Genomic DNA, 25,040 nt, shown 5'->3' on the forward strand with positions numbered 1-25,040 from the left:
ACTGCAGTTTGGATTCGTGGCTTTAATGCACCTTGAGGCTTTACTGCTTCACGGAGTTTGCCAGTTACGCTTTGGGTCTCTTGTCGAGCCCAAGTCTTGTCGAAGTTTGGCATGACTTGAATTTAGAAATTTAGTCTTAATGCATAGTGTAAATTTAGATCAGTTTTTGGCTAAAATTAGCTAACAAACTATATTCTGAGACTCTTTTTGTAATGTTGTGGCTAGAATTGCAGTTTTTGATTCAGGACTAGGCTCACTATCCATAATTCAAGAGATGCAAAAATCATTCAAATCTCAAATCATCTATTTTGCTGATCAACAAAATTATCCATATGGCAAAAAATCTCAGGCTCAATTGAATAGAATCATGAAAAAATCTATCAAATTATTGCATGGTTTTTCACCAGATTTCATAGTTGTTGCATCAAACACACCAAGTCTTATGTTAAATTTGTCTACATCAAAAATTTTTGATGTAAAACCCCCGCTTAAAGAAGCAAAAAAACTCTCAAAGTCAAAACATATCGGAATTCTTGCAACTGAATCTGCCATAAGAAGTAAGGGGATGTCAAAATACATCCAAAAAAACATTTCAAAATCTTTTAAAATTTCCAAAATTAATGGTTCCAAACTTGTAGATTTAGTTGAATCTGGAAAATTTCTTACAGAAAAAAAATTTTGCAAAAAAATTATTAAAAAAGAACTAAAAATACTTGTTCAAAATCAAATTGATGTGGTCACATTGTCTAGTACACATTTGCCCTTCTTAAAAAAATATTTAGAACAAGAATTTCCAAATATACGATTTATTGATCCAGGAAATATTGTAGCTAAAAAAATCTTTTTAAAAATAAAAAATACACAATCAAAAAGAAATTCTTTGAAAATTTTTACCTCAGGAAACATAAAGAGTTTTCAATCAAAACTGTCAAAGATAGGAATCAAAAACAAAGTTAATTTTTTGACTTTTTAGCTTTTCTATAACCATGACTAAATTTTTTATCATATAATTTGGAATACTCGTATGTTTGTGGATCAATTACATCACTAATAATTACAATGGCAGTTCTAGTGATCTTTTCTTCTTTTAGTTTTTTTGCAATATCTGCAAGAGTTCCCTTGATTATTTTTTGATCCTTCCAACTTGCTCTATACACTACAGCAACAGGTGTTGATTTTTTGTATCCACCTGCAATTGCTTCTTTAACTAAATTTGAAATTAAATGAACACTAAGATAGAAAATTAAAGTTGCTTTGTGTTTTGCCAACTCTGAAATTTTTTCTCTTTTTGGAACTTTAGTTCTGGATTCTGCTCTAGTTACAATAATGGTTTGGGTAACTCCTGGAAGAGTCAATTGTGTTCCTAGAGCAGCAGCTGAGGCTAAAAATGCAGTAATTCCAGGTACAACTGTAGATTTTATTCCTTTCTTTGTAAGATTATCAATCTGCTCTTTTATTGCACCATAAATTGATGGATCTCCATCGTGTAGTCTTACAACAAGTTTGTCTTTTTTTGCGTTCTTGTACAATAACTCGAATATCTCTTCTCTTACCATTCCAGCAGCATCATAGAGTTTTCCTTTTTTACATAATTTCAAAATGGATTCTGGAATCAAAGAACCAGAATAAACTATAACCTCTGCCTTCTGAATCAACTTTTTTGCTTTGACTGTAATTAGTTCTGGATCTCCTGGTCCACAACCAACAAAAAATACATCAGACACGTTTTACCACCAGAATTGAAAAATATTTTGTAGTCAATGTATCATCATTTACTTCACCTAAAGTCATCTTTCTGATTATTTCATTTTCAGTTCCTAGGTCTTGTCCTATTGCAAATATTGAATTATCTGGGAAACCAGATTCCTTTAGAACATTAATTACTTGATCAAAATATCTACCATCTTTAAGAAATATCATGGATTCAGAATTTTTTGCAATCTCTTTAACACTGCTTAGATCATAACATGATGGGATTATTGCAACTTTTTCTGCACCTTCTGCAATACTTACTCCAACTTTTGATGCAAATGTAAACATTGAAACAATTCCGGGAATTACACTGATATCTATTTCAGGATATTTTTCAGTTATATCCCTGTGCATGTATATCCATGTACTATATAGAAATGGATCACCTACTGTAAGATAGACTACGTTTTTTCCTAATAATACAGTTTCAGCCATAATTTTTGCATTTCTTTTCCAAGTTTCTTCAAGGACATCTTTGTCTTTTGTCATAGGAAAGATTAGTTTAATGATCTCTTGATTTTTTGATTTGTCAATAATTGAATCAACAACAGATAATGCGATACTGGGTCTATCTTCTTTTGAGGCAGGACACATGATAATGTCTGCATTTTGAATTGCCTTTACAGCTTTGACTGTGAGAAGTTCAGGATCTCCAGGACCTACTCCTATTCCTATTAATCCAGGCATGAAAGAAGTGAATTTTCTCCCAATTAAAAGCTAGATTAGATTTTGGTAGCAGAAATTATGGTTACAGGATTTCTTGCAAGCATCATGGTTCCTGTAGTTGTTTTTCTGCTCTTTGATATCGTTACCTGAGTAATGTCAACTGCTTCAAATTGCAATTTATCTAAAACTTGTAACACGGAATATAGTGTTTCAATAAGGATAATTCCAATCACAATTCGCCCTCTAGATTTTAACTTATTCTCTGCCAACTCTACGATTTCTTTGGTATCTGCACCAGTTCCTCCAACAAATATTACATCAGCATCTTCAAGTTTGGATATTTCCTCTTTAGCGTTTCCAAATATTGCCGAAATATTTGAGATGCCAAATTTTTTTGCATTTTTTTTTGTCAAATCTACTGCGTTTTGATCATAGTCAATTGCCAAAACTTTTCCAGACGACTCTACCTGAAGTGCCGATTCTACAGAAATAGAACCGCTACCACAACCAATATCATAAACAGTCTGTCCTGGTTTTAGTCTTGCCTTGCTGATTTGTATGGTTCTTACTTCTTCTTTTGTTATGGGAACTTTTTCGGTTCTTTCAAACTCTTCATCAGGAATTCCAGGAGTTTTGTAATTCCACATTAGACAATCACCTTTTGTAGGATGATTCTGCTAGATGTTAATTCCAGTAGAAACACTTCCAGAATGAACTAGTGTATAAGTTACAATCCATGTAAACAAATACAAGAAAACATAGCTACCAATCGCTTGTGTAACAACCTTCTTTCTGTCTGAAGATGGTAACTGCATCTTCATTCCCTTTGCAATAATTATTGTTCCAAAAAATACGATAATCATAAATCCAATAGATGCCCATCTTCTTTCTTCCCCTTCAATGTCTTCAAAGATGAAGGTTGCTGCAGTACCAGCAATAACCGCTAGTGCTACACGTAGCCAAAATAATTTATTTAATTTTCTATCTTTTTCACTTTTCTCAGCCTCACTAATTTGAGGTTCCTTGGGTTTTTCAGGAGTCGTAGATTCTGGTTTTTCTGTTTCAGGAATATCTGTTGACTCCTCTTTAGACTCCTTCTTAGAGTCTTCAGGCTCAGGTGTGGGTTTTGATTTTTTCTTTTTGAATCTTGCCAATTAAATTTCTAGCGTGTCTCAAGCAAACCATGTTTAATATCTTTGGTCAAAAATTGAGCACGTCATAGCAAGGGTATAATTTTAGATGTAAAATATGATAGCTATGGCATTATCTGGAATAGAATTACGATATTTGGTAGATAAAATCTCAGAGCAAGTTGAAGACTACTATGTAAGTAACATCTATGGGATAACAAAAGACAGCATACTCTTCAAGCTACATCATACTGAAAAGAGTGATCTCTTCATGATGATCTCGACTTCAGGAGTTTGGTTAACTGAAGTAAAAATTGATCAAGTGGAACCAAACAAGCTACTCAAAAGATTACGAAGTGATCTTCTCAGGTTAAAATTAAAAAAGATAAAACAGATTGGGGCAGAACGAATTGCGTACTTTACATTTGAAGGATTTGGAAAAGAGTTTGTGTTAGTTGGTGAATTTTTTGGTGATGGGAATATCTTACTCTGTAATGATGAAATGAAGATTCTAGCATTGCAGCATTCAATTGATGTAAGACACAGAAAGCTAAGTGTAGGTTTAGAATATGTCACGCCTCCTCAAAGTGGGCTGGACATTTTTAATTTATCAGAATCTGACTTTGAAGATATTAAAACTACTGAACTGGTCGCAGCAAAATGGTTTGGAAGAACTCTGGGTTTACCAAAAAAATATGTTGAAGGTATTTTTGAAATTGCAAACGTAGATCCAAAAAAAATTGGAAATCTCTTAACTGATTTAGAAATTAAAAGAATCTTTGAGACCACAAAAAAAATTGTTTCAGATATTATTTCAGAAAATCATGATCCTGTAATTGTAAGAAATGAAAAAACAGAAGTTTTGCCAATCCAGCTTGGAAAATTAGAAGGTAATGTTACTAAAACAAACAGCTTCATAGAAGGACTAGATACTGTTTTTACACAAAACATCGTAGAGAAAGGAAAATCCATCCAATCAAGTGGTTCTAGTAAGAAGATAAAGGAACTCCAAACCCAAATTTCTGAGCAAGAAAAAGCAATTGAAACAGTAAAAGAGAGATCAAAAAATATCACAAATGTAGCAAATTCTCTTTTTGAGATGGTCTCAAAAGGAATTATATCAATTGAGGATGCATCGGCCCAAGAAATTTTATCAAATAACAATGCAAAACTGATTACTGAAAAAGGAATTCCACTAATTGTAATTCAGGATGAAAAAATAAAGATAAACATCAAAGCTCCTCTTCAGTCAATTGCATCTACATTATTTAATGAAGCAAAGAAGCAGTCAGGTGCAATCAGCTCAATCGAAGAGATCAAATCAAAAACCTTGAAAAAATTAGAAAAATTACAAAATAAAACGGACTCTGAAAAAGATTCAGTTCTGGTTTCTGAAATTAGAAAGAAGAATTGGTATGAAAGGTATAGGTGGTTTTACACATCTGATGGATTTTTGGTAATTGGTGGCAGAGATGCTGCATCAAACTCAGCTGTTGTAAGAAAACATTTGGCCAAAAATGATAAAATTTTTCACGGTGACATTTTCGGTTCTCCATTTTTTATTATCAAAGATGCACAAAATGCACCTGATACTAGTATGAATGAAGTTGCACATGCTACAGTTTGTTTTAGTAGAGCATGGAGAGAAGGAATGTATGGTGTAAGTGCATACTGGGTTAATCCAGAACAAGTGAAAAAATCTGCTCCAAGTGGAGAATTTCTTCCAAAAGGATCATTTACAATTGAAGGACAGAGAAATTTCATTAAGAGTGGAAATCTCAAACTAGCTGTGGGAATTATACCGCAAGAAGATGGCTATGCGTTAACATGCGGCCCTCCAGATCCAATTAAAAAAAACTCGATCTGTTATGCAATAATTGAACCTCAAGGAATTGAGATGGTGGATGCTGCAAAAAAAATTAAGATAGAGTTCTTAAAAATTCATGAAGAAATTACTAAAAAAATTAGTATTGATGAATTTGTTCGTGTAATGCCTGCAGGAAAAAGCCAGGTAAAAGATGTGAGTAGGGGCGAAGCAGATATTCAAAATTTTATTGATAGTGAATTGGATTAGCAGAATCAGTGTCAAGTGATAATTTCATTCCGTTATTAATTGAAGAAAATTCTTTCTCAGATAGAATTACTAGTGGTATGTTTGCAAGTGCACACCCAGTAGCCACTGTAAGATCTGCCTTTTGACAAATCATTGCAAGAGGTGCAGTACCATTTGATTTGATAGAATAAATTGTATATGCGCCAACACTACTTCCAACACCTGAAGGAAAAACTAGAATCGTATCTTTGATTGATTTTTGATATAGGTCATGACTTTTGTCACTAATGACTCCAGTTTTTTTATCTACCGTACCTAGAAAATTAATGGCATCTCTTGATTTTAGGACGGTCCCTTCAACTTTTCCTGAAACTAATACCTTCATCTCGTCTCATCTTCTATGATTTGGGATAGTGGTTTTAGATTTACACCAACACCATTGGAATTTTTTAGATAAAATGCACCCTTGATGCTATTAGTGGTGACTGCATCAACATTGTCTTTGTTAATTAGAGGAGTAAGACAGGTACAACAATCAGAGAGAATCTCGCATCCAGCACGTTCTAATTCATTTGTATAACCAATCTTTCTTGCTTGTTCTTTTACAGTTCTTGGAGTAAATACCATGCATCTCTTCTCAAATGAACGACCCTTTAGTTTTTCAGCAAGATCTGAAATCTCTTCTAACCCTAACTGTGGACTACCAAGTGTAATGATATCACCTTTCTCAGATGTGTTTAATTCATCATGAACGTTTTGCATTGCTTTCTCATCAAAATCTATTTTTTCAGAGTCTGGATCGCCTTCTCCAAAAATAAATTTGGCACACGTTCCAGAAGTTCCCATTCCACCACACATTGCCTTACATTGACGATTATCCATCTCGCCTAAACCCAAAATATTTACAGAAACATCTCCAACTTTACCTGCAAAAAATCCTAACATTCCATATGTGAGTTCATTTGGATTGTCCACTTTCATTTTGATTGTTACGTTTGGAGAATCATCTTTACGCAATGATGAATATGGACTTTTTCCAGTTAATGCACTAGCTAAAGCACTAAACGCACTTTCCTTATTTGTTTTCAAGTTATCATAAGAATTTGCATGAATTGCTGCATTGCTTTCTGCAAATGCAACCTGAGTTCCATCTTTTGGAATATCAAAAATTTCGTAAGGTATACATGAAAAAGATGGAATCACACCCATTGCCTCATAGGATTTTCTAATCGATAGTTGTTTTGAAATAAAATTCTCATCTAAACCATAATCATGTACATTGTCAATATCAAATCCCATTGGATTCAGAGTTGTCTTTACTTTTACTCTGGCATCTTTACTAATATTTGAGAGAAATTCCTCACCTGCATCACCTATGGTGTTGTAATTCACTCCTGAGAGATGGGTCCATTCAATTGGGATCAGTTTTTCTGCATCTGTTGCCTCGCCTGTTGCGACAAGAATTCTGTATGCCATTTGCATAATTTCACCTTGCTCGCCTTTTAGTGCAGATTCTTCTCCTCTAGTTAATTCCAATGAGAGTGATTTGGATTTACAGTTATAATACTTGTACGTAGTTTTTCATATGAAAATGGAAAAAATTCTAGCTAAAATGATGGATACGATGAACTCTGTAAAGACTCCACGAATAACTGCACTAAGAGATCTTCATGATGCAGAGACAGGACCATTTAGTATTTTGATTGGAACCATTCTTTCTGCAAGAACAAAAGATGAAAGTACAACTAAAGTGGTCAAAATATTATTTTCAAAATATAAAAATCCAAAACAACTTGCAAACGCTAAGCTAAAAGATGTTGAAAAAATAATAAAACCAATTGGTTTCTATCATGTAAAATCTAAAAGAATCATTGAAGTTGCAAAAATAATTGATTCGAAATACAAAGGCAAAGTTCCTGAAGATCTAGAAACACTAGTAGAGTTGCCAGGAGTGGGAAGAAAGACTGCAAACTGTGTCTTAGTTTATGCATTTGAAAAACCAGCAATACCAGTTGACATTCATGTTCATAGAATTTCAAACAGAATAGGCTTAGTTGATACAAAAAATCCTGAAGAAACAGAACAAGAATTGATGAAAAAAATTGATAAAAAATTCTGGATTGACATCAATGATACTTTTGTAATGTATGGCCAAAACATTTGCAAACCAATATCCCCAATGTGTGATGTGTGCAAAATAAAAAGAAACTGCAAGTTTTACAAATCTAAAATAACATAGACATGAACTGTTTTTCTTAAATTTTTTATTTTGATAAATTAAATTTTTCATAAAATATGAAATTATTTTAAATCGATCAAAATTAATTGAAATTTTTTTAAAAAATTATAATTTTTCCTGTTTCCAAATTGGTACTTACTTTAATCCCTAACAACCGTATTGGGCTCTCTTCTGACACATACTTTCCTCGTTTTTTATCTGTTTTAAAATTGAATTTTTTTCATTAGAAATGAATAAAAAATTTCACTCAATTGCGATCGTTTCGATATTACTTCTATCTCTGATGTCATTTGATTATTCATTTGCCATAAATTATGATTATGAAAATGATTTGACAAATAAACTTCCTCAAATATTGGAAGTAAATCTATCCGAACAAGTTGGAATTACCACAAATGATTTTCTAAATTCAATTGATAAAGAAAAATCAGAACACCACTCAATCCACTTAGTTGAAACTGTAGGTGTTATATCTCAAAACGAACTTCCATCAGAAATACATTTTGTGAAATCAATTGATGAAAAACAAACTATGATGGAAAGAATCTGGAATGCTGAAAAAATTAGATATACATCAAAACAAGTAAAAACATCATATTCTCAATTTCAAATTAACAATGAGTTAATTTATGTTAATAACGACCTAATCTTTGAACAACAAATACCTGATCACGGTTTTGACTTCTATGTTCTAGACAATGTTGATACTGCCATAATTCAATATGTAGGTGGTTTAAGTGATGAGGACACATCACTTTCATTTTTATCTTTAGTGTTATTCCCAATTGCAGCTTTTTCTTTGTTCCAGATAGAAAATAGAGAGAATAGAATTACAAATACTAGAAAAATGTTTTCCGCATTTTTTGTGGTTCTTCTTGTTTCAACTGTTGCTATCACACCATTATCCATATCTTCATCTTATTGGGGTATAGCTTATGCAGAAGAATTTTCTTTTGAAGGACTAATTGATGATGTCAATAATACGATACCCTCTGATTCTACTTATATTGAAAATTCAACCGATGTTGAACCCATTCTAATTCAAGTTATCGAATCAAACTCAACTTCTACACTCATCGAATCAAACTCAACTTCTACACTCATCGAATCAAACTCAACTTCTACACTCATCGAATCAAACTCAACTTCTACACTCATCGAATCAAACTCAACTTCTACACTCATCGAATCAAACTCAACTTCAACTGAACCTATTATCGAATCAAACTCAACTTCTACACTCATCGAATCAAACTCAACTTCAACTGAACCTATTATCGAATCAAACTCAACTTCTACACTCATCGAATCAAACTCAACTTCAACTGAACCTATTATCGAATCAAACTCAACTTCTACACTCATCGAATCAAACTCAACTTCAACTGAACCTATTATCGAATCAAACTCAACTTCTACACTCATCGAATCAAACTCAACTTCAACTGAACCAGAAATTATTATCCCGGAAGCTACTGTTTCATTCCAATTTGATGAACCTATTATCGAATCAAACTCAACTAAATCCAAATCTACATTGGAACTGAATGGAAATGATAATTTCATTCAGATTCAAAACGTTACAGTTACTGATGATGTTGATGGTATGACTGTAACTGCATGGATAAAACCTGATTATTCATCTGGTTCCCCTGAGTTTACAGTACTAAGTAAAGAAAAATCCTTCTCATTTACTATTAATAATAAACAAAATGATCATTCTGCTTCATTTGCAGTATTTGATGGAATTAAATGGACATCTGTTAAATCAACTACTCATATCACTGAAAACTGGAATTTTCTGTCATCTACATTTGATGGTGATAACATAGCGATATTTGTAAATGGAACAAGAGAAGGAACACAGGAAGTTGTAGGTATTCCTACACTTACAGAAAATGGAAAATTAACTACAACTACTGTTGAAAATATTCAATCCGAAGAAGACATTGTTATTGGTGCTACAATAAACACAAAGAACGAAATTCCGAAACCCAGCAACAAATTCTCAGGAGAGATAGATGATGTTTCGCTTTATGACTATGTTTTAGATGATGAACAACTTTTTGCAATGTATGAGCAAACAAAAGAAATCTATGAAGAATTAGCAGCCATCTCTGAATTAAGCATTGAAGAAATTATTGCACAAATAGAAGCAGAACAAGCAAATTCAGATATTTTATCAGAGAATCAAACTACAACAGAGCCTGAAAATGTTATCATTGCTAACCAAACATCATCTGATGTAGAATCTAAAGTAGTTGATTTGCCTGTATCTCCAAAATTATATCCAATAAAGAAGACATTTTCTATAAACGAAAATCCTAATCTGGAGTTTGAGTTTAACGACAAATGGGATGCTGAAGAACAAATTGTAACTGAAATCTTTGATGCAAACGGAAATCAAGTAACAGTTGATACTTCACTTGTAAAAATTAGAGATGGAAAATTCAAAATTGATCTAGATTTTAATGAAAATCAAAAACCTGGTCTATACAAAATAAAGACTACTCTCTCAGTTGATGGAGAGATTCACGTTGTAGAGTCGGAGTTTGCATGGGGACTGGTTTCTCTTAACACAAAAAAGAGCATATACAAACCTGAAGAGACAGCCGAATTCATTATAGTTGTTCTTGATTCTGAAGGACACCCAATAGATAATGCTGAATTGTCCATGTCCATAACCAGTCCAGCTAATGATGTCACTAACATTTCATCAGGAAACGGAATTTTTGCAGGAGATGAAGTTGGATTGTATGATGCAGAATATGATACCACAGTTGAGGGAACATACAATATTACAATACATGCAACAACTGATGAAATTGACACAGATTTTGAAACCACATTTGATGTAGCATCATCTTATAAGTTTGATATTATTAGAACTGCACAAAGTAAAATTGATCCTACTATAAATCTAAACGCATTTGATGTTATAATTGACATTGAATCATTTACCAATAAAGATACCATTACAATTACAGAAACCATTCCTACAATACTTGATGTAGAAACCGACGCAAACGTAGTAACAATTGGAGACAGAAAGATTTTGACTTGGACTAGGAATTTGATTGATAATAAAACAACAGTAGAATATACTTATTCTGTTCCATTTGTTTTTCCAAGTTTGTATGATCTGGGACCTGTTGAAATTAATGATGGTGATATAATATTCACTGAGGCAAGAGCATGGTATGTAGCAAATGATCCTTGGACTGGATGGCGAGTTCCTGGTGCTTCCAGTATTGCTAGTGGTACTGTGGGTAATTCTGGTACGGTTAGTGCTGTAACTGCAGTAGATTCAAGTTTTATGGGTGGCACTGGTGCATCGACATGGGATGCTACTGAGGCAGTTAATTTTTCTACTTTTGGTTTTACATCTCCAGGAAATATTCCTAGTGGTGCAACAATTAACAGCATTACTGTACAAGCTCATATGACAAGTTCAAAAACTGGTACTCTTGGTTACACAGTGACTCTTCTAGGTCCAAGTATTAGTGGCTCATGTTCACAGACTGATACTAACATTGTTACAACAAAAAATGTTTATGTAAATGGCACAACAACTGGCGTTGTTAATCAAGGTAGCAATGGATGGGATTGTACTGGTATTGATATTGCTGATATAACAGACACTGCTTTTGGAGCCAGAATTAGATTAGATAGTACTACAGCTACTGATATGGATCTTGATTATGTTGCAATACAAGTTGAATACGTAGTACCATTAACCAAATCACTCTCTGACTCAGTAACTATCTCTGACTCAGTATCTGCTTCTATTGTCCAAATCAAATCACTCTCTGACTCAGTAACTATCTCTGACTCAGTAACAACTACTATATCACTGAGCAAATCATTCTCAGAATCTGTCTCAGTATCCGATCAACTCTCACTCTCACTCACAAAATCACTCTCTGACTCAGTAACTATCTCTGACTCAGTATCTGCTTTTATAGTTCAAACAAAATCACTTTCCGATTCTATATCGATATCAGACTCTATCTCATTGTCCCTCACAAAATCACTCTCTGACTCTGTAACCACTAATGACACCATATCTAATGCTGTTGATGGTCTTGCTGGTTCCACTGGAACTAGTGGAAATGCAAATCCTATATTATCAATAACCGCAGATGCCTCTGATACTATTCTTGTGGCATGGATTACTGATGAAGCAAATCTTGATACTACTGCAGTATCATCCAATCTAAACTCTACTGGTTGGCAATTTCTTGGTGGAACCACATCTGCTCCAAGATTAGAAGTATGGTATGTTCAAAACCCAGCAATTGGTTCTCACACAATTACATTTACCAAAGCAGGAGGAGATGCAGGATTTGGAGCTTTGCTCTTAACTAATACTGACATATTTACTGATCCTATTTTACTTGATACTACTATTGGTACTTCTGTAAGTCCTTCAAGTGGTGCATTTGATACTGCAACTGCAGGAACAGATAGCACTGTCTTAGGATTTGTAGGAGCTAACGAGGCAGATGATTTTACAGCTGATCAAGGAACTGATATTCTGGGAGTATCTGGAAGTGGTGGTAACAAAGTAAGAACTGAAGTATCATCTCAAGATAATGTAAATGCAGGTTCTGTAACAGTTACTTCGTGGACTCAAACTAATCAAGGTGGTCAAGATCCTGACTGGTCAGTTGTTGCAATGGAGATATTTGAAGCAGGTACTGATTACAATGAAAATCCTGCTGAATCAATATCAATATCAGACTCTCTTACACTCTACTCTGTATCAGTATTTGATTTAGTAATGACTTCTGTAGCTCAATCGCATTTACTCTTTGATGGTGTAGCCATTAACGATACAATACGTTTCTCTCTCCTAAAGTCACTCACTGACGCCGTATCAGTATCAGACCGCATATCTCTGACACTTGCAAAATCACTCTCTGACTCTATAATCATTACAGATACTGTAGATACTGAAAAATTGATTAACATAGTTTCATCTAAAGTGATTTCAGATACTACAATTGATTTGACATTCTCAGCAAATATTGATTCTGCTACCGTCTCTACATCTGACTTTACAATTAGCGGATTTACTGTAACTGGAGTATCTGTTGTTAATAGTATAGTTACACTAACTATTTCACCTGCATTATCTGCCAGTGCTACTCCAACAGTCCAGTTAACAGGATCTGTATCTGATGTTTCAGGAAATGTTTCAGTAAATAATCAAAATATAGTGTCTAGTGCTGATACTGCCGCAGCTGCACCAAAAATTACCATACTTTCTACAAACGGTACTTCAATAACAGTATCTGGTACATCCGAATCAAATTCATCAATTGAAATATTTGCAGGTATTACTTCTATTGGAAATTCTACTGCAAACAGTGATGGAAACTGGAGTAAAACAACAACTATTCTTGGTAATGGTACTTACTCAATTACTGCTAAACAAACAGACACTTCAAATAACATATCTGTGGCATCAACTGCCACTTCTGTTACACTTGACTCTACCAATCCAACTAAATTACTAAAGACAACATCTTCTACCACTAGAGTTCAAGTAGACAGTAATAATTCACAAGTCATTATGACTACTAATTCCAGCGTTAATACAATAGTTATGGATGATGATGTAGATGAGTCTGTCATATTAGATTATTCTAGTGATGCTTCTGGTGGCAAGGTTCCTGCAATATCTACAGGGTTTGATGTACAATTCAAAACTTCTCCGCTAAACAGTACTTCAAAAATATCTAGCAAAGTCACGTTTGCATCTGGCACGTCTTTTACTGGATCTTCTGGATGGGATGGAAAATTAAAACTCCCTACAAAAACTACTGTCTCTGTTCCAACTGTGACATCTAATGGAGTTACAAAGACATTCACTAACACAATTGTCTTTGAAATAGGTGACAGCTCCACTTCTATTAGTTTAGACAAGCCTGCAAGAATTGAATTGACTGGACTTGCTAATGATAGCTATGAAGCATTCTTTGTGTCTCCTGGTAATACTTTGAAATTCATTGATAAACAATGTACTGCTGATTCTGCTGATGGATTGGGTTCAAACAATGAATGTACACTTGAAGTAGGTAATGATGTCGTCATTTGGACTAATCACTTTACACAGTTTGGTGCATCTAAGGCTACATCCACCAGTTCCAGTTCCAGTTCCAGTTCCAGTTCCAGTGGTGGTGGTAATACAGGTGTGGGACCAATTGGTAAGGGCTCTGGCCGTGGAGGATTTGCAGGAATCTTGGGAACTCCACTTACAATTAATGAAGTATCATATGACAAGTGTGAAGAAAACATTGCACACATCCTAGTTTCTAGCGATGCTCAAAATCCACCAAAAGTCATAGTTCATACAACAAAGACTGGAACAGTAACTGCCACACTATCTGATGATCAACCCTATGAAGAACTAAACAAGATCACTAGAGTTGACAAATACCTATATGAAATTCCAATTTCCTCAAGTGAGATATTCTTGATGGTAACTGTAACTGAAGAAAAAGGAACAATCCAAAATACTGTAAATGCTGCAATCCATCTCACATCCTGTGACGGAGTTGTTGTGATTTCAGATATTACTGAAGACAAGGCAACTGAGATATCACTTGATGCACCTAGAATATTTGATGTGAAATTCCAAATTGAGAATGGAACAAAACACATAGCAGATGTTGATTCCGAGTACTTTTATGTATCAGACCAAGATCTTACAATCTCGGCAATTATTGATAGCAAGACTGCTATAAAGAGAGTTGAACTTAGAACAGTCACGCTAGGACAATCTGATGATGAGTATGTTGCAATGAAGATGGATGTAGAACCAATAATCTATACTGATTCAGCTTATCAAGTTACAACAAACATGCCTTCATTCCTAATGCAAGGTCCTGCAATTGAATACTGGATACATGTCACTGATGATGGACTACGTGAAGTTGAATCAAGACATTATACAATGGGTGTTGAGCCAATAACAGTTCCAGACGTATCTCTGGAATTAGATGTGCCATCCATTAGTGCAAGTAACTCCATAGTAAGACCTAACTTGTATGTGGAAAATGATCATGCGCCAACATATGGTATTGCATCTCTACTAGTTGATGGTAAGGTCGTTTCAAAACAAGCTCGATTCTTTGAAAATGGCCAAACCAAAGTATCATTTGATTGGAAGACTTCATTCCATGAAGGTTTATCCTCATATGAGATTCAAGGCAAAGTAGACCTGTATGGAACCTCCAAAGTTACTGATTCAGCAGTGCTTTACAACTATCCAAAGACTGTTTCAATGTCTGCCTATGATATGAAAGCTATACAACCAATTGAGGTTGATGGAAATGTCTTGTCTGAACCAGTATTGATTTATGCATCAGATACTCAAGACGAATTCAGATTCAATGTAATTGCACCAAACGGTCAGTGTATTATTGGTTCATCTGATGAATGTTCAGTTCAAGATAATACTAGAGGAAATAGAGGAGGATTGCAAAGTGTAGAATATGAAGGACAAATCCTACGTGTAAAGTATAGTGGTTCTGAAAATGTACTAGAAAGATTCTCTATTACATCAATTGATCCTATTGTGGGTGATTGGATAGTCACTTTGGAGACTGAAGAAGGGCTGATCCCACAAGCACAAGCAATCAAAGACTTGACTGTCAAAGTAAAACAAAAGATAAACTCTGAAATGATTACAGTCTACTCTGATTAGTCTAGGGGAATGCTACTGATTCTAAAAGAATTGAATCAATCTCAGAAATTTTTATTCTAGTCTGCTCCATAGAGTCTCTTTTTCTTAGAGTAACTGTATCGTCTTCTAATGTCTGATGATCAACTGTAACTGCAAAGGGGACCCCAATCTCATCTAATCTTCTATACCTCCTACCAATTGCACCTGAATGATCCAAAAATGCATCAAACTTTCTTTTAATGGAAAGATAAATCTCATCTGTTTTTTCCTTCAAACCGTCTTTTTTGACTAGTGACAAGATTCCTACATGTGTTGGTGAAAGATATGGTTTTAGTGATAATACTGTTCTTTCATGTTCTTTGTCATCTTTTAGTGAATGCTCTAAAATTGTGTAAAGACTTCTGTCAATTCCCATCGAGATCTCAAATACGTGTGGTAGAACCTTGTTATCATTATCCATGATCTCAAATTTTTCTTTACTCTTGGTTGCATGACTAGACAAATCATAATCTGATCTATAATTGCATGCAACTAGTTCCAACCATCCAATTGTAGTTTCAACTTCAAAATCAAATGCAACTTCAGCATAGAATGCTTTTTCCTTGTCTCCTAATTTTCTAAATCTACTCTTTGAGATATCTATTCCAGTTTTTTCATAAAATTCAGTCAAAATACCCAAATAATATGCCACAAACTTGTTTGGAACAGTTCCGGATTCTACTGCTTCTTTACAGCTCATTGAAACTGGCTCAGAATCTGTCTGAACTCTGATTATTGTATCTTGAATCTCTGCAAACTTTTCAACTTCGTCAAGCTTGGCAGGATTGCAAAATACTTCAATTTCTGCCTGATAAAACTCTCTTAAGCGCAGTAGACTTTGTCTTGGTGCTATCTCATTTCTAAAACTCTTTCCTACTTGTGCTATTCCCAAAGGTAGCTTGCCTCTCATGGTTTTGTATAATCTAGGAAAATCTACAAAGATTGATTGGCATGTTTCTGGTCTAAGATATGCCTCTTCTTCTTCAGGACCAATTCCTACTCTGAACATCATGTTGAAATTCTTTGTTTTATCAAAATCGCCTTTACATTTTGGACACTTTATGTTGTTTTGATTAATTACATTGTCAAATTCTTCCAAATCAGCACTTTCAGGAATCTCAATATTTGTCAACTCTGCAATAGTTCTATCAGCTCTAAATGTTGAATTACATTTTGTACATTTTATTATTGGATCAGCAAAATTTCCCAAATGACCTGAAGCCTCAAAAACTGATTTTGACATTATCTGAGAACCGTCAATCTCAAGCATTCCGTCTCTTCTGACAAGCTCCCTTCTCCACAACTCTAGAAACTTATTTTTCAAACCGACGCCTGTTGGACCGTATTCCCAAAAACCAGCTTGTGCATCAGAATATATCTCACAACTGGGAAAATAAAATCCGCGTTCAAGCGCTAATTTCATTACTGCTTCATAGTCCATGTCTACTCACTAAAACCATTGAATAAATTTCTACGCAAATTCTTTTGCCTTTCTAATGTTCTCAAAGTCATCTCTATCATCATCAATTGGAGTTTCTAAAACTATGGGTATTTTTTTCTTGTTTGCAAACTTTACAATGGCAGAAATTCCTTTCTCTCCAATTCCACCCAATCCTAAATGATAGTGTCTATCTAGGTTGCAACCAATCTCACCTTTTGCATCATTTAGATGAAGAATTTTCAAATTATCCATTCCTATGTATTTATCAAATTCTGCAAAAGTCTTTTTCACTGCATCTTCAGTTCTCAAATCATATCCTGAAACGAACGCGTGACATGAATCTAAACATACGCCAAATTTTTTTGAAGGCTTTAGTTGTTTGAATATTTCTCCTAATTGTTTAAAGTTTGAACCAACAGAATTTTTTTGTCCTGCGGTGTTCTCTAGTAGAATCATTACATCATTTTTTGTTTGCCCAGCTTTGGTTAATCCTTTAACCAGTCTCTTTATTCCTGCTTCTTCTCCTGTGCCCAAATGACTTCCAAGATGAGTTACAAGATATGGAATTCCTAATTGTGCACATCGTTCAACTTCATCTATCAGAGTTTTTACTGATTTTTCAAAGCCATCATCTTTTGGAGTTGCTAAATTTGGAAGATATGGCATATGGGCACAAGTTGCAAATCTGTCAATCTTACTTTCTTTTAGTTTTGATTTGAATTTGGTAATGTCTTTTTTAGTGAGCGCTTTTGCATGCCATCCTCTTGGATTTCTAGTAAATATTTGAAATGCAGAACATTCTCTTTCAATTGCGTTGTCAACTGCTTTGTCAATGGAACCTGAAATTGATACATGACAACCAATCTGCATTATTCTAATTTTACTCAAACATAATTTAAATCAGCATCAAAACGATGAAACCAGATTTTTAAGTAAACTAGGTAAATTACTAGTATGCTTGCACTAGGCCAAGACGAAATTGCAAAGTATCCGTTTTTAGCTGATGCTGGTCAATATCTCAAAGACAAAGGATTTACTCTGGAACAGTTTGGAACTGATCCTGATCTAAAAGATCTGGTGATCAAAGCATATGAAAGAATTCAGGTAGCTGCAGACGGAAAGATCTACAAATCTGACCTACTTGGAGATCAAGTGTCTAAAGAGGCTGCACTGCCAAGGGAGGTTTTCTCGTTTTTACTGGCTATAGTCTTGCTCAAACTCAGTGGCATGCACACTCTAATCAAAAGATTTGCACTTGCAGAAGCTAGACGGGCAGAAAAATATCTAGAAAAAGACCTGGCAAATATTTCAGATGAATCAAAAAAACAATTGGCAATTAAAATAATTGATGATTTATTTTCAGTTCAGATAGAAAAATTTAATGATTATTTTGTAATTCCTGTATCTGATTATCTAAAACACTCAATTAACTTTCATGAAAGGGAATGGAAGCTAACTAACAGACATGTGGAAAATGGGCAAGTGTTTCTTACCCCTCATGAAACAGTAAGATTAATCAGAAAAGAATTAGGCACATACATTAATTCAAAAATTGTAAACGCAAAAACTCCTACAATGATTCCTGGTTTTGAGGACTCTGTAAACAAACTTGTAATGCTTTCAAAAAAATTCTCAACTTTTACAGTAACTACTGGGGAATATCCCCCATGTATCAAACATGCCATTGATATACTTGAAAAGGGAGAAAACCTTCCGCACTCTGGCAGATTTATGTTAGCTACTTTTCTTTTATCCAAAGGTCAGTCGGTTCAACAAATCGCACCACTATTCAAAAACGCACCTGACTATAACGAACGCGTAACGCTTTACCAGTTAAATCATTTAGCTGGAACATCTGGAAGCGGCACTCAGTATTCTTGCCCTTCCTGTGAAAAACTAAAAACACAAAGTCTATGTTTTGCAACATCAGAGTGTGATGGAATAATTAGTCCTTTACAATTTGGAAAGAAGAGAAAATAATGAAAGAGACTGAGATAAAATTTTTAGAAAACTCGTTCAAAAAATATTATTTTGAGCATTTTGATCTTATTCGTGTACCTGAACGTACATCTGAAAGAGAGTTTGGTTATCAAAAATTCAACTCTGGAATGACTCGTCATATTTCAGTCAAAGATGATAAAGAATTGCATTTACTATTAATGCAAAATGTTCCATCTGATGTATACTGCTCAAATGCATATTATTCATTTCCAAACTTACCTATGAATGAAAAAGACTGGAAAGAGGCCGATCTCATTTTTGATATTGATGCAAAAGATCTTAATTTATCATGTAGAAAGGATCATACAGTATCTATCTGTAATGAATGTGATAACATTTCAGATAATTCTGAAAAATGTGTAAAATGTAATTCAACAAAATTAGAAAAAAAATCTCTACCTTGCAAAAACTGTATAGAATCATCAAAAACTGAAGTTTTAAAATTATCTGAAATTTTAACAAATGATTTTTCAATAAACAATGATGATATTCAAGTATATTTCTCAGGCAATGAAGGATTTCATATCTATGTATATAATTCCCAATTTCAACAAAATGGTTCTAGAGAAAGATCCGAGCTTGTCGATTACATAATGTTTAATGGCGCAATTCCTGAAAAGTTTGGAATGAAAAAATTCAAACCCGATAGAAAATCCTTTCCAGATTTTGATGAGTTTGGATGGCGGGGTAGATTTTCAAAATATGTATTTGGTTCAAAATCAAAAAGATCAAAGATTATTTCAGAATTACTTTCAAATGGATATTCATCTTTTCAAAAAGTTTTAGATGATGTTTCTGAAAATATTGGTGCAAAAATTGATCCTAATGTAACAATGGATATACACAGAATTTTTCGTTTACCTGGTTCAATTAATAGCAAGAGTGGTCTTACAAAAATTCATTGTAAGAACTTGGAAAAATTTGATGCTTATGCGGATTCATCTTTTCTTAGTGAAGACACTGTAGAGGTATTGGCAAATTGTCCAATTGAGTTTAAACTAAAAAACAAAAAATTTGGACCCTACTCTAATGAAAAAATAAGTGTGCCTACATTTGCTGCAGCTTACATGATCTGCAAAAAACTAGCAACAATTGCTTGATTTTGCCGGTAAGACATTAATTTGCCGAAACTCAACTCAACTTGATTTTGTATAGCGCCTCTACAGATAAGCAGACTCCTCCACCTGATGCTGGAAAGTACATACGATTAGGAATTGTTGCAGTAATTGGTATTGTTATCTTTGCAATTGTAGGTAATCAAGCAGTAATTTTATCAATGAATTTTACCGAATTTGGCGATCAGTTTACCAAACCTCTCTATTACACGCTTGTGTCTACCATAATTCTATCTGCAATCGCACTAGTTCGTGTGAATATTTTGGGAAGATCTTCTATTTTCTGGTATGCAATTAGTACTGCAATCGGATTTTTGGGAAAAAGCGGCCAACAGCCCATATCCAACGTGGTCCCAAGTTTTAGGGATTACAAACTTAGTTCAGCACAATTTGTAATCTGGCAAATCACCAAAATTTTCCTTTTTGGCGCATTCTTTGCAAATGTCATGTTTGGATTTGCTGCAATGTCTTTTATTGATGGAAATTATCTTGGAGTGGAAAATCTACCAAAATTATTCTCATTACCATTTGTAACACCTGAAACTGATCCAAATTATGCTGCAGAAAATGTAGTTCCCATGATTCCTGCATTAGTAATTTTGATTCCTCCAATACTTGCAGCTATTGGATTACGTTTAGTTCTGTATGTTGGTATACACAGAATAATCAATGTGATAACTTCATTTCTTCAAGATTCAAATGAAGGTAAACCACGATACCTCAACTATGTTTCAACTATTGAAGGAATAATTGGTATTGGAATAATCTGGGCAGGGTTTAATCTATTTTTCACTGACCAAATTGACTATAATACAAGATACGTTATTGGTGGAACACTGATAATTGGATTTGCATTAATTGCATTTTCAGTTATTGATAGGATTAGAGCACGTGTTCTAACTCATATGTTTAAGAGAGATGTATACATTCGAATTCTTACGATAATTGCAATTGCTATAATTGTTGCAGGTTTTGTTTCTGTAAACAATAGTATTGCAGATGCAAAAAAGATTGAATATTTAGGACCATACACTGCTCAGCAAATTGGAGTTAATAGATATCTTGGAGAACTAAACAACATTCAAGAAAACACTCATGATGTTCAATTAACAGCTGTTTCTCCAAATAATATCAAAAACTATGTATCTCAAAATAGTGATGTTCTTGATGTCATTCGAGTTTGGGACTGGGAAGCAGCTTTTGCTAAATTAAAGCCTGAAATCGGCCTTATTCCTTATGTAGACTTTGAAGATAATGATATTCTTAGGTTTAACAATACTTTGTATTGGACTGCATCTATGAAACCAATCCTTCCAACATCTGTTAGTCTTGAAAATAGATGGTATAACGAACATCTCGTGTATACTCATGTTCCAGAAGGATTCCTTACTTTAGAGGCAACAGATGGACAAATTGTTGAAAGTGACCAGTTCTTCAAACAAAGAGAAATTTACTATGGTGAAGGTGGCCTGTTTGAGCAAACATGGTCAGGATATCCAAATTCCAGAGGTTCTACTAGTGCAGAACTTGGTGGCGCATCATATTCTGGACTAGGAGGATTAGATGTATCCCCTCCATTAAGTTGGATGTTTGAGCCAAACTTTTTGCTCTCATTTCCAGCAGAATCTGTTCATATTATGAGATACAAAGATGTTAATGATAGAATGGAAACATTGTATCCTTATTTCCTCTATAACCTATTTGGTAAAGAATTAGATTCACTTCCTGTAACTGATGGAGAAAACTCCTATTGGCTAATTCCATTGATAATCGGATTTGATACAAGAGATGTTCCATGGTCAGTAGGCAATCCGTATTTACGTCTAGTCGGATATGCTTTAGTTGATTCATACAATGGTGATATTCAATTACTAAAAACTGGAGATGATTTCTTTACAGAAATGTTTGCTAGTCAATATGCTGAACAATTTCAACCAATGCCCGCTTGGTTAGAAGAACAAATCAGATATCCTGTTGAATTGTTTAACTGGAAAACAGAAATGTATAATGTTTACCATGTGACAAATGTAGAAACATTCATTCAAGCAAATGAGTTTTACGAGATCCCTCGTGGTCTTGATACCTATTATGTAGAAGCAAAACCACCCGGATTTGATCAAACTGAATTTATAGGATTACTATCACTAGAATTGAGAGGTTCTCAAGGAAGAAATCTTGCAGGATACATGGTAGTTGAAAATGATCTCACTAACTTAGGAAACTTGCAGTTCTATGAAGTTCCATTAAATTCGACTACCAAATTAATTGGCCCAACCGCAGTTAGGGAAGCTCTTGACAGAGATCCTGAATTTGCTCAATTAAAGACATTATTGAGAAATCCAAGAATAGGTGATAACATTTTGTATCGTGTAGGCGTTCATGATGTTTACTTTATTCCAGTTTACACTGCTGGTGCTGGTGGTGTAGTGGCACAATTAGGCACAATTGCAGCGGTTGGTGCTGCATTTAATGGTGAATATTTTGTTGGACTAGGTGATACTCAAGAAAAGGCCTTTGAAGCTTACTTGAAAAAAGTTTCAGGTGTAGCAGGAGCTGTAACCGTAGCTGATGATGATTATATTGAATTAGATAGAGACGACAGAATTGAAATAATCAAATCTGTATTTGAAGAAAATGAAATTACTGTTTCAGAACCTACATCAATACAAATTCCACTATCGTTTAATGAAGGAGAATTATTCTTCTTTACTGAAAATGATAAGGAAGATACTGTAGAGTTCTTATCTCAATTCATTGATGACTTTGTAAAACCAAGAAGTGATAGAGTATTCATGTGGCAAGAAGAAAATAATCTCAACATTGGAACAATATTTGTCAAAGATGGAATATCTGAAATCCATTATGTCTCAATTGAGGTAGGCAACTAATTGCTTCTAGTTGTTGATAATGGTTCTGTTTACACAAAAAATCTAATTGATTTTCTTACAAAAAAAAATATCTCATTTGCCAAACAAACCCCAAATATTTTAGATCTAAATTCATTACAAAATTTTGACTCTTTTATCTTGTCTGGGAGAAGAAAAAATGAAAAAAAAATTAATGAGGTCAACTCAAAAATTATACTACATTCAATTGAAAATAATTCAAAATTACTAGGAATCTGTTATGGTGCAGAAATTTTAGCACTTACCTTGGGTGGAACAATAAAAAAAAGTCCTTCACTTAAGAAAGGAAATGAAATTATTCATATTCTAAAAAATACATTGATTGCCAATGATTCTATATCCGTATTTGAAAGTCATGGTTTTGAAATATCTAAACTTCCTGAAAAATTAATTCAACTTGGAGAATCAAACAACTGTAAATATGAAATCATACAATATGAAAACAAACCAATTTTTGGAACACAATTTCATCCAGAAATGACTCCTGATGGAAATGATTTGATTGAAAAATTTTGTTTACTATGAAGGATTTTAATTACTCAAAAAGCACACTAATTCATGGATCAAGAAGATCATGAGCTGCTCTTACCTTTAGTTGAAGAAGAAAACATTTGTCTTCCATTGCCTGTTAATGTTGTCTCTAAATATTGGAATGTTGATTTACCTATGGCCGAAGCCGCTGAAACTGCAAAAAAATATTCAGGATTCAATGGTAGTGTGATAATTGAAGGAATAGAATCAGCTGAAAGACATGGATTAGTATGCAAAATAGTACATTCTTCTTTAAACGAATTAAAAAAAATAATTGACTCTGGAATCCCTCCAATAGTAATTCTTCCTGGAATTCCAGAAGTTACACAACATGCTTCAATTATTACTGGATATGATGATAAAGAAAAAACAATTCTACATTATATTCAGAAAGGAAATCAAAAAGGAGAGATGCAGGAAGGTGCGATTCCTGAAGATATTTTTGAAAAAGAATGGTCTGAAGAAGGAAAAATATTGATATTGTTAGCTCCCTCCGATATTATGTCTTCTATCAAACTTGAAAATGACTCTTTTGAAAAATCAAATAGATTATGTTTTGAATCAGAGAGACAAAATATTTTAAAAAATTTTTCTGAATCAATTGAATTACTAAAACAAGCAATTGAGATTAATCCTAATAATTCAACTGCTCTTCATCTTTTAGGAACTATGATGAATGAACAAAAATCACCTGAATGTGTAAAGTGTTATGAAAAATGTTTAGAAATCAATAATAGATCATATCTTACCTATAACGGTCTTGGTAACTTTTATCTAAAAACAAACCAATTTGAAAAGGCTGAAGATAATTACACAAAAGCAATTGAAATTAATCCAAAACGTTCTGCTAAAATTTACAAAAATAGAGCCTATCTTAGGGAGAAACAAAATAAGAATGATGATGCAAAGGAAGATCTCAAAAACTATTTGAAATATTTTCCAAAAGCACCTGATAGGGGAATTATAGAACAAGCAATTAGAGAAATTTGATGCGGAGTGCGGGATTTGAACCCGCGGCCTTCAGCTTGGGAAGCTGACGTCATACCAGACTAAACTAACTCCGCTTGAGCCATGTTTGTTAACTATGATTAAATATCTTAATCTGTAAATTACAATATGGATGCAAAATGTCCTGAATGTGAAAAAGTCGCAATACTGGATGATAAAATTACGAATGTAAGGTGTCCGCATTGCAATTTTGAAGCAGACTATGATACGTATATTGAAATCATGAAAGACCAGGCAATCAATATGTCCTCTGAGTATATTCCTGACAGACCTGGATTGTAAACTACCAATAATTTCCCTTATCTGAACAATCTAGATGTGACCCACAATTTGGGCAAAACATATGGCAAGCTTGCATGTCCACCATCTTATTATCGCATTTAGGACATCGTATATCCTCTACCATGATTCTTCTTGTGATTATTAATTTAAAAATAATGTCCAAAGGTTAATTAGTCGTTTCACT

General features: G+C 33.9%; 18 protein-coding genes and 1 tRNA gene. 10 read left to right on the forward strand and 9 right to left on the reverse strand.

The window, feature by feature from the left end; translation table 11 throughout:
- Nucleotides 1-217 precede the first annotated feature (217 nt).
- Nucleotides 218-973, forward strand: a complete 756-nt coding sequence (locus NKOR_RS00005; RefSeq protein ID WP_014962321.1) for a glutamate racemase — start codon at nucleotides 218-220, stop codon at nucleotides 971-973.
- Here the strand turns inward: NKOR_RS00005 and cobM are convergent.
- The 4 genes from cobM to NKOR_RS00025 are packed head-to-tail and all read right to left on the reverse strand — an operon-like array spanning nucleotide 954 to nucleotide 3,572.
- The gene (gene cobM / locus NKOR_RS00010) at nucleotides 954-1,724 is read right to left on the reverse strand and encodes a precorrin-4 C(11)-methyltransferase (protein ID WP_014962322.1); all 771 of its coding nucleotides are present in this window, start codon (nucleotides 1,722-1,724) and stop codon (nucleotides 954-956) included. The genes NKOR_RS00005 and cobM overlap by 20 nt on opposite strands.
- Nucleotides 1,717-2,439 carry a precorrin-2 C(20)-methyltransferase gene (cobI, locus tag NKOR_RS00015; protein WP_014962323.1) on the reverse strand — a complete coding sequence of 241 codons (723 nt, stop codon included), beginning with the start codon at nucleotides 2,437-2,439 and terminating at the stop codon, nucleotides 1,717-1,719. Before cobI ends, cobM begins: the two co-directional genes overlap by 8 nt.
- A gap of 35 nt (nucleotides 2,440-2,474) precedes the next feature.
- Nucleotides 2,475-3,065 carry a precorrin-6Y C5,15-methyltransferase (decarboxylating) subunit CbiT gene (gene cbiT / locus NKOR_RS00020; RefSeq protein ID WP_014962324.1) on the reverse strand — a complete coding sequence of 197 codons (591 nt, stop codon included), beginning with the start codon at nucleotides 3,063-3,065 and terminating at the stop codon, nucleotides 2,475-2,477.
- Nucleotides 3,066-3,095: 30 nt separating this feature from the next.
- Nucleotides 3,096-3,572 (reverse strand): hypothetical protein, encoded by a 477-nt coding sequence (locus tag NKOR_RS00025; protein ID WP_014962325.1) that lies wholly within the window; start codon nucleotides 3,570-3,572, stop codon nucleotides 3,096-3,098.
- A 103-nt stretch (nucleotides 3,573-3,675) separates the two neighbouring features.
- On the opposite strand from NKOR_RS00025, the gene rqcH reads away from it, so the two are divergent.
- A complete protein-coding gene (rqcH, locus tag NKOR_RS00030; protein ID WP_016939454.1) occupies nucleotides 3,676-5,622 on the forward strand; it encodes a ribosome rescue protein RqcH in 1,947 nt (648 codons plus the stop codon).
- On the opposite strand, the gene NKOR_RS00035 is transcribed toward rqcH, so the two are convergent.
- Nucleotides 5,600-5,986: an aconitase X swivel domain-containing protein gene (locus tag NKOR_RS00035; protein ID WP_014962327.1), complete on the reverse strand. Its 387-nt coding sequence runs from the start codon at nucleotides 5,984-5,986 to the stop codon at nucleotides 5,600-5,602. The two genes, rqcH and NKOR_RS00035, sit on opposite strands and share 23 nt — an antisense overlap.
- Nucleotides 5,983-7,137 carry an aconitase X gene (locus NKOR_RS00040; RefSeq protein WP_014962328.1) on the reverse strand — a complete coding sequence of 385 codons (1,155 nt, stop codon included), beginning with the start codon at nucleotides 7,135-7,137 and terminating at the stop codon, nucleotides 5,983-5,985. Before NKOR_RS00040 ends, NKOR_RS00035 begins: the two co-directional genes overlap by 4 nt.
- A 55-nt stretch (nucleotides 7,138-7,192) precedes the next feature.
- Here NKOR_RS00040 and NKOR_RS00045 point away from each other — a divergent pair, with 55 nt between their 5' ends.
- Together NKOR_RS00045 and NKOR_RS00050 are read left to right on the forward strand one after the other, a co-directional pair.
- Nucleotides 7,193-7,840 carry an endonuclease III domain-containing protein gene (locus tag NKOR_RS00045; RefSeq protein ID WP_014962329.1) on the forward strand — a complete coding sequence of 216 codons (648 nt, stop codon included), beginning with the start codon at nucleotides 7,193-7,195 and terminating at the stop codon, nucleotides 7,838-7,840.
- A gap of 229 nt (nucleotides 7,841-8,069) precedes the next feature.
- The gene (locus tag NKOR_RS00050; protein ID WP_148679353.1) at nucleotides 8,070-15,554 is read left to right on the forward strand and encodes a LamG-like jellyroll fold domain-containing protein; all 7,485 of its coding nucleotides are present in this window, start codon (nucleotides 8,070-8,072) and stop codon (nucleotides 15,552-15,554) included.
- A 1-nt stretch (nucleotide 15,555) separates the two neighbouring features.
- On the opposite strand, the gene glyS is transcribed toward NKOR_RS00050, so the two are convergent.
- Both glyS and NKOR_RS00060 read right to left on the reverse strand, forming a co-directional pair.
- Nucleotides 15,556-17,013, reverse strand: a complete 1,458-nt coding sequence (gene glyS, locus NKOR_RS00055) for a glycine--tRNA ligase (RefSeq protein WP_014962331.1) — start codon at nucleotides 17,011-17,013, stop codon at nucleotides 15,556-15,558.
- Nucleotides 17,014-17,043: 30 nt separating this feature from the next.
- Nucleotides 17,044-17,883, reverse strand: coding sequence for a deoxyribonuclease IV (locus NKOR_RS00060; protein ID WP_014962332.1), 840 nt, complete (start codon nucleotides 17,881-17,883; stop codon nucleotides 17,044-17,046).
- 84 nt (nucleotides 17,884-17,967) lie between these two features.
- Here NKOR_RS00060 and NKOR_RS00065 point away from each other — a divergent pair, with 84 nt between their 5' ends.
- The 5 genes from NKOR_RS00065 to NKOR_RS00085 are packed head-to-tail and all read left to right on the forward strand — an operon-like array spanning nucleotide 17,968 to nucleotide 24,556.
- Entirely contained in the window at nucleotides 17,968-18,993 is a 1,026-nt protein-coding gene (locus NKOR_RS00065) for a DNA primase (RefSeq protein ID WP_014962333.1), read from the forward strand.
- On the forward strand, nucleotides 18,993-20,114 hold the full coding sequence (locus NKOR_RS00070) for a DNA primase small subunit domain-containing protein (RefSeq protein ID WP_014962334.1): 1,122 nt from the start codon (nucleotides 18,993-18,995) through the stop codon (nucleotides 20,112-20,114). Before NKOR_RS00065 ends, NKOR_RS00070 begins: the two co-directional genes overlap by 1 nt.
- Nucleotides 20,115-20,161: 47 nt before the next feature.
- On the forward strand, nucleotides 20,162-23,017 hold the full coding sequence (locus NKOR_RS00075) for a UPF0182 family protein (RefSeq protein WP_016939502.1): 2,856 nt from the start codon (nucleotides 20,162-20,164) through the stop codon (nucleotides 23,015-23,017).
- Nucleotides 23,018-23,560: a type 1 glutamine amidotransferase gene (locus tag NKOR_RS00080; RefSeq protein WP_014962336.1), complete on the forward strand. Its 543-nt coding sequence runs from the start codon at nucleotides 23,018-23,020 to the stop codon at nucleotides 23,558-23,560.
- A 33-nt stretch (nucleotides 23,561-23,593) separates the two neighbouring features.
- On the forward strand, nucleotides 23,594-24,556 hold the full coding sequence (locus NKOR_RS00085; protein ID WP_014962337.1) for a tetratricopeptide repeat protein: 963 nt from the start codon (nucleotides 23,594-23,596) through the stop codon (nucleotides 24,554-24,556).
- Here NKOR_RS00085 and NKOR_RS00090 read toward each other — a convergent pair.
- Nucleotides 24,557-24,630, reverse strand: a tRNA-Gly gene (locus NKOR_RS00090).
- Nucleotides 24,631-24,682: 52 nt separating this feature from the next.
- Here NKOR_RS00090 and NKOR_RS00095 point away from each other — a divergent pair.
- The gene (locus tag NKOR_RS00095) at nucleotides 24,683-24,856 is read left to right on the forward strand and encodes a hypothetical protein (RefSeq protein ID WP_014962338.1); all 174 of its coding nucleotides are present in this window, start codon (nucleotides 24,683-24,685) and stop codon (nucleotides 24,854-24,856) included.
- Nucleotides 24,857-25,040 lie beyond the last annotated feature (184 nt).

Source organism: Candidatus Nitrosopumilus koreensis AR1, from assembly GCF_000299365.1.
Taxonomy (GTDB): domain Archaea; phylum Thermoproteota; class Nitrososphaeria; order Nitrososphaerales; family Nitrosopumilaceae; genus Nitrosopumilus; species Nitrosopumilus koreensis.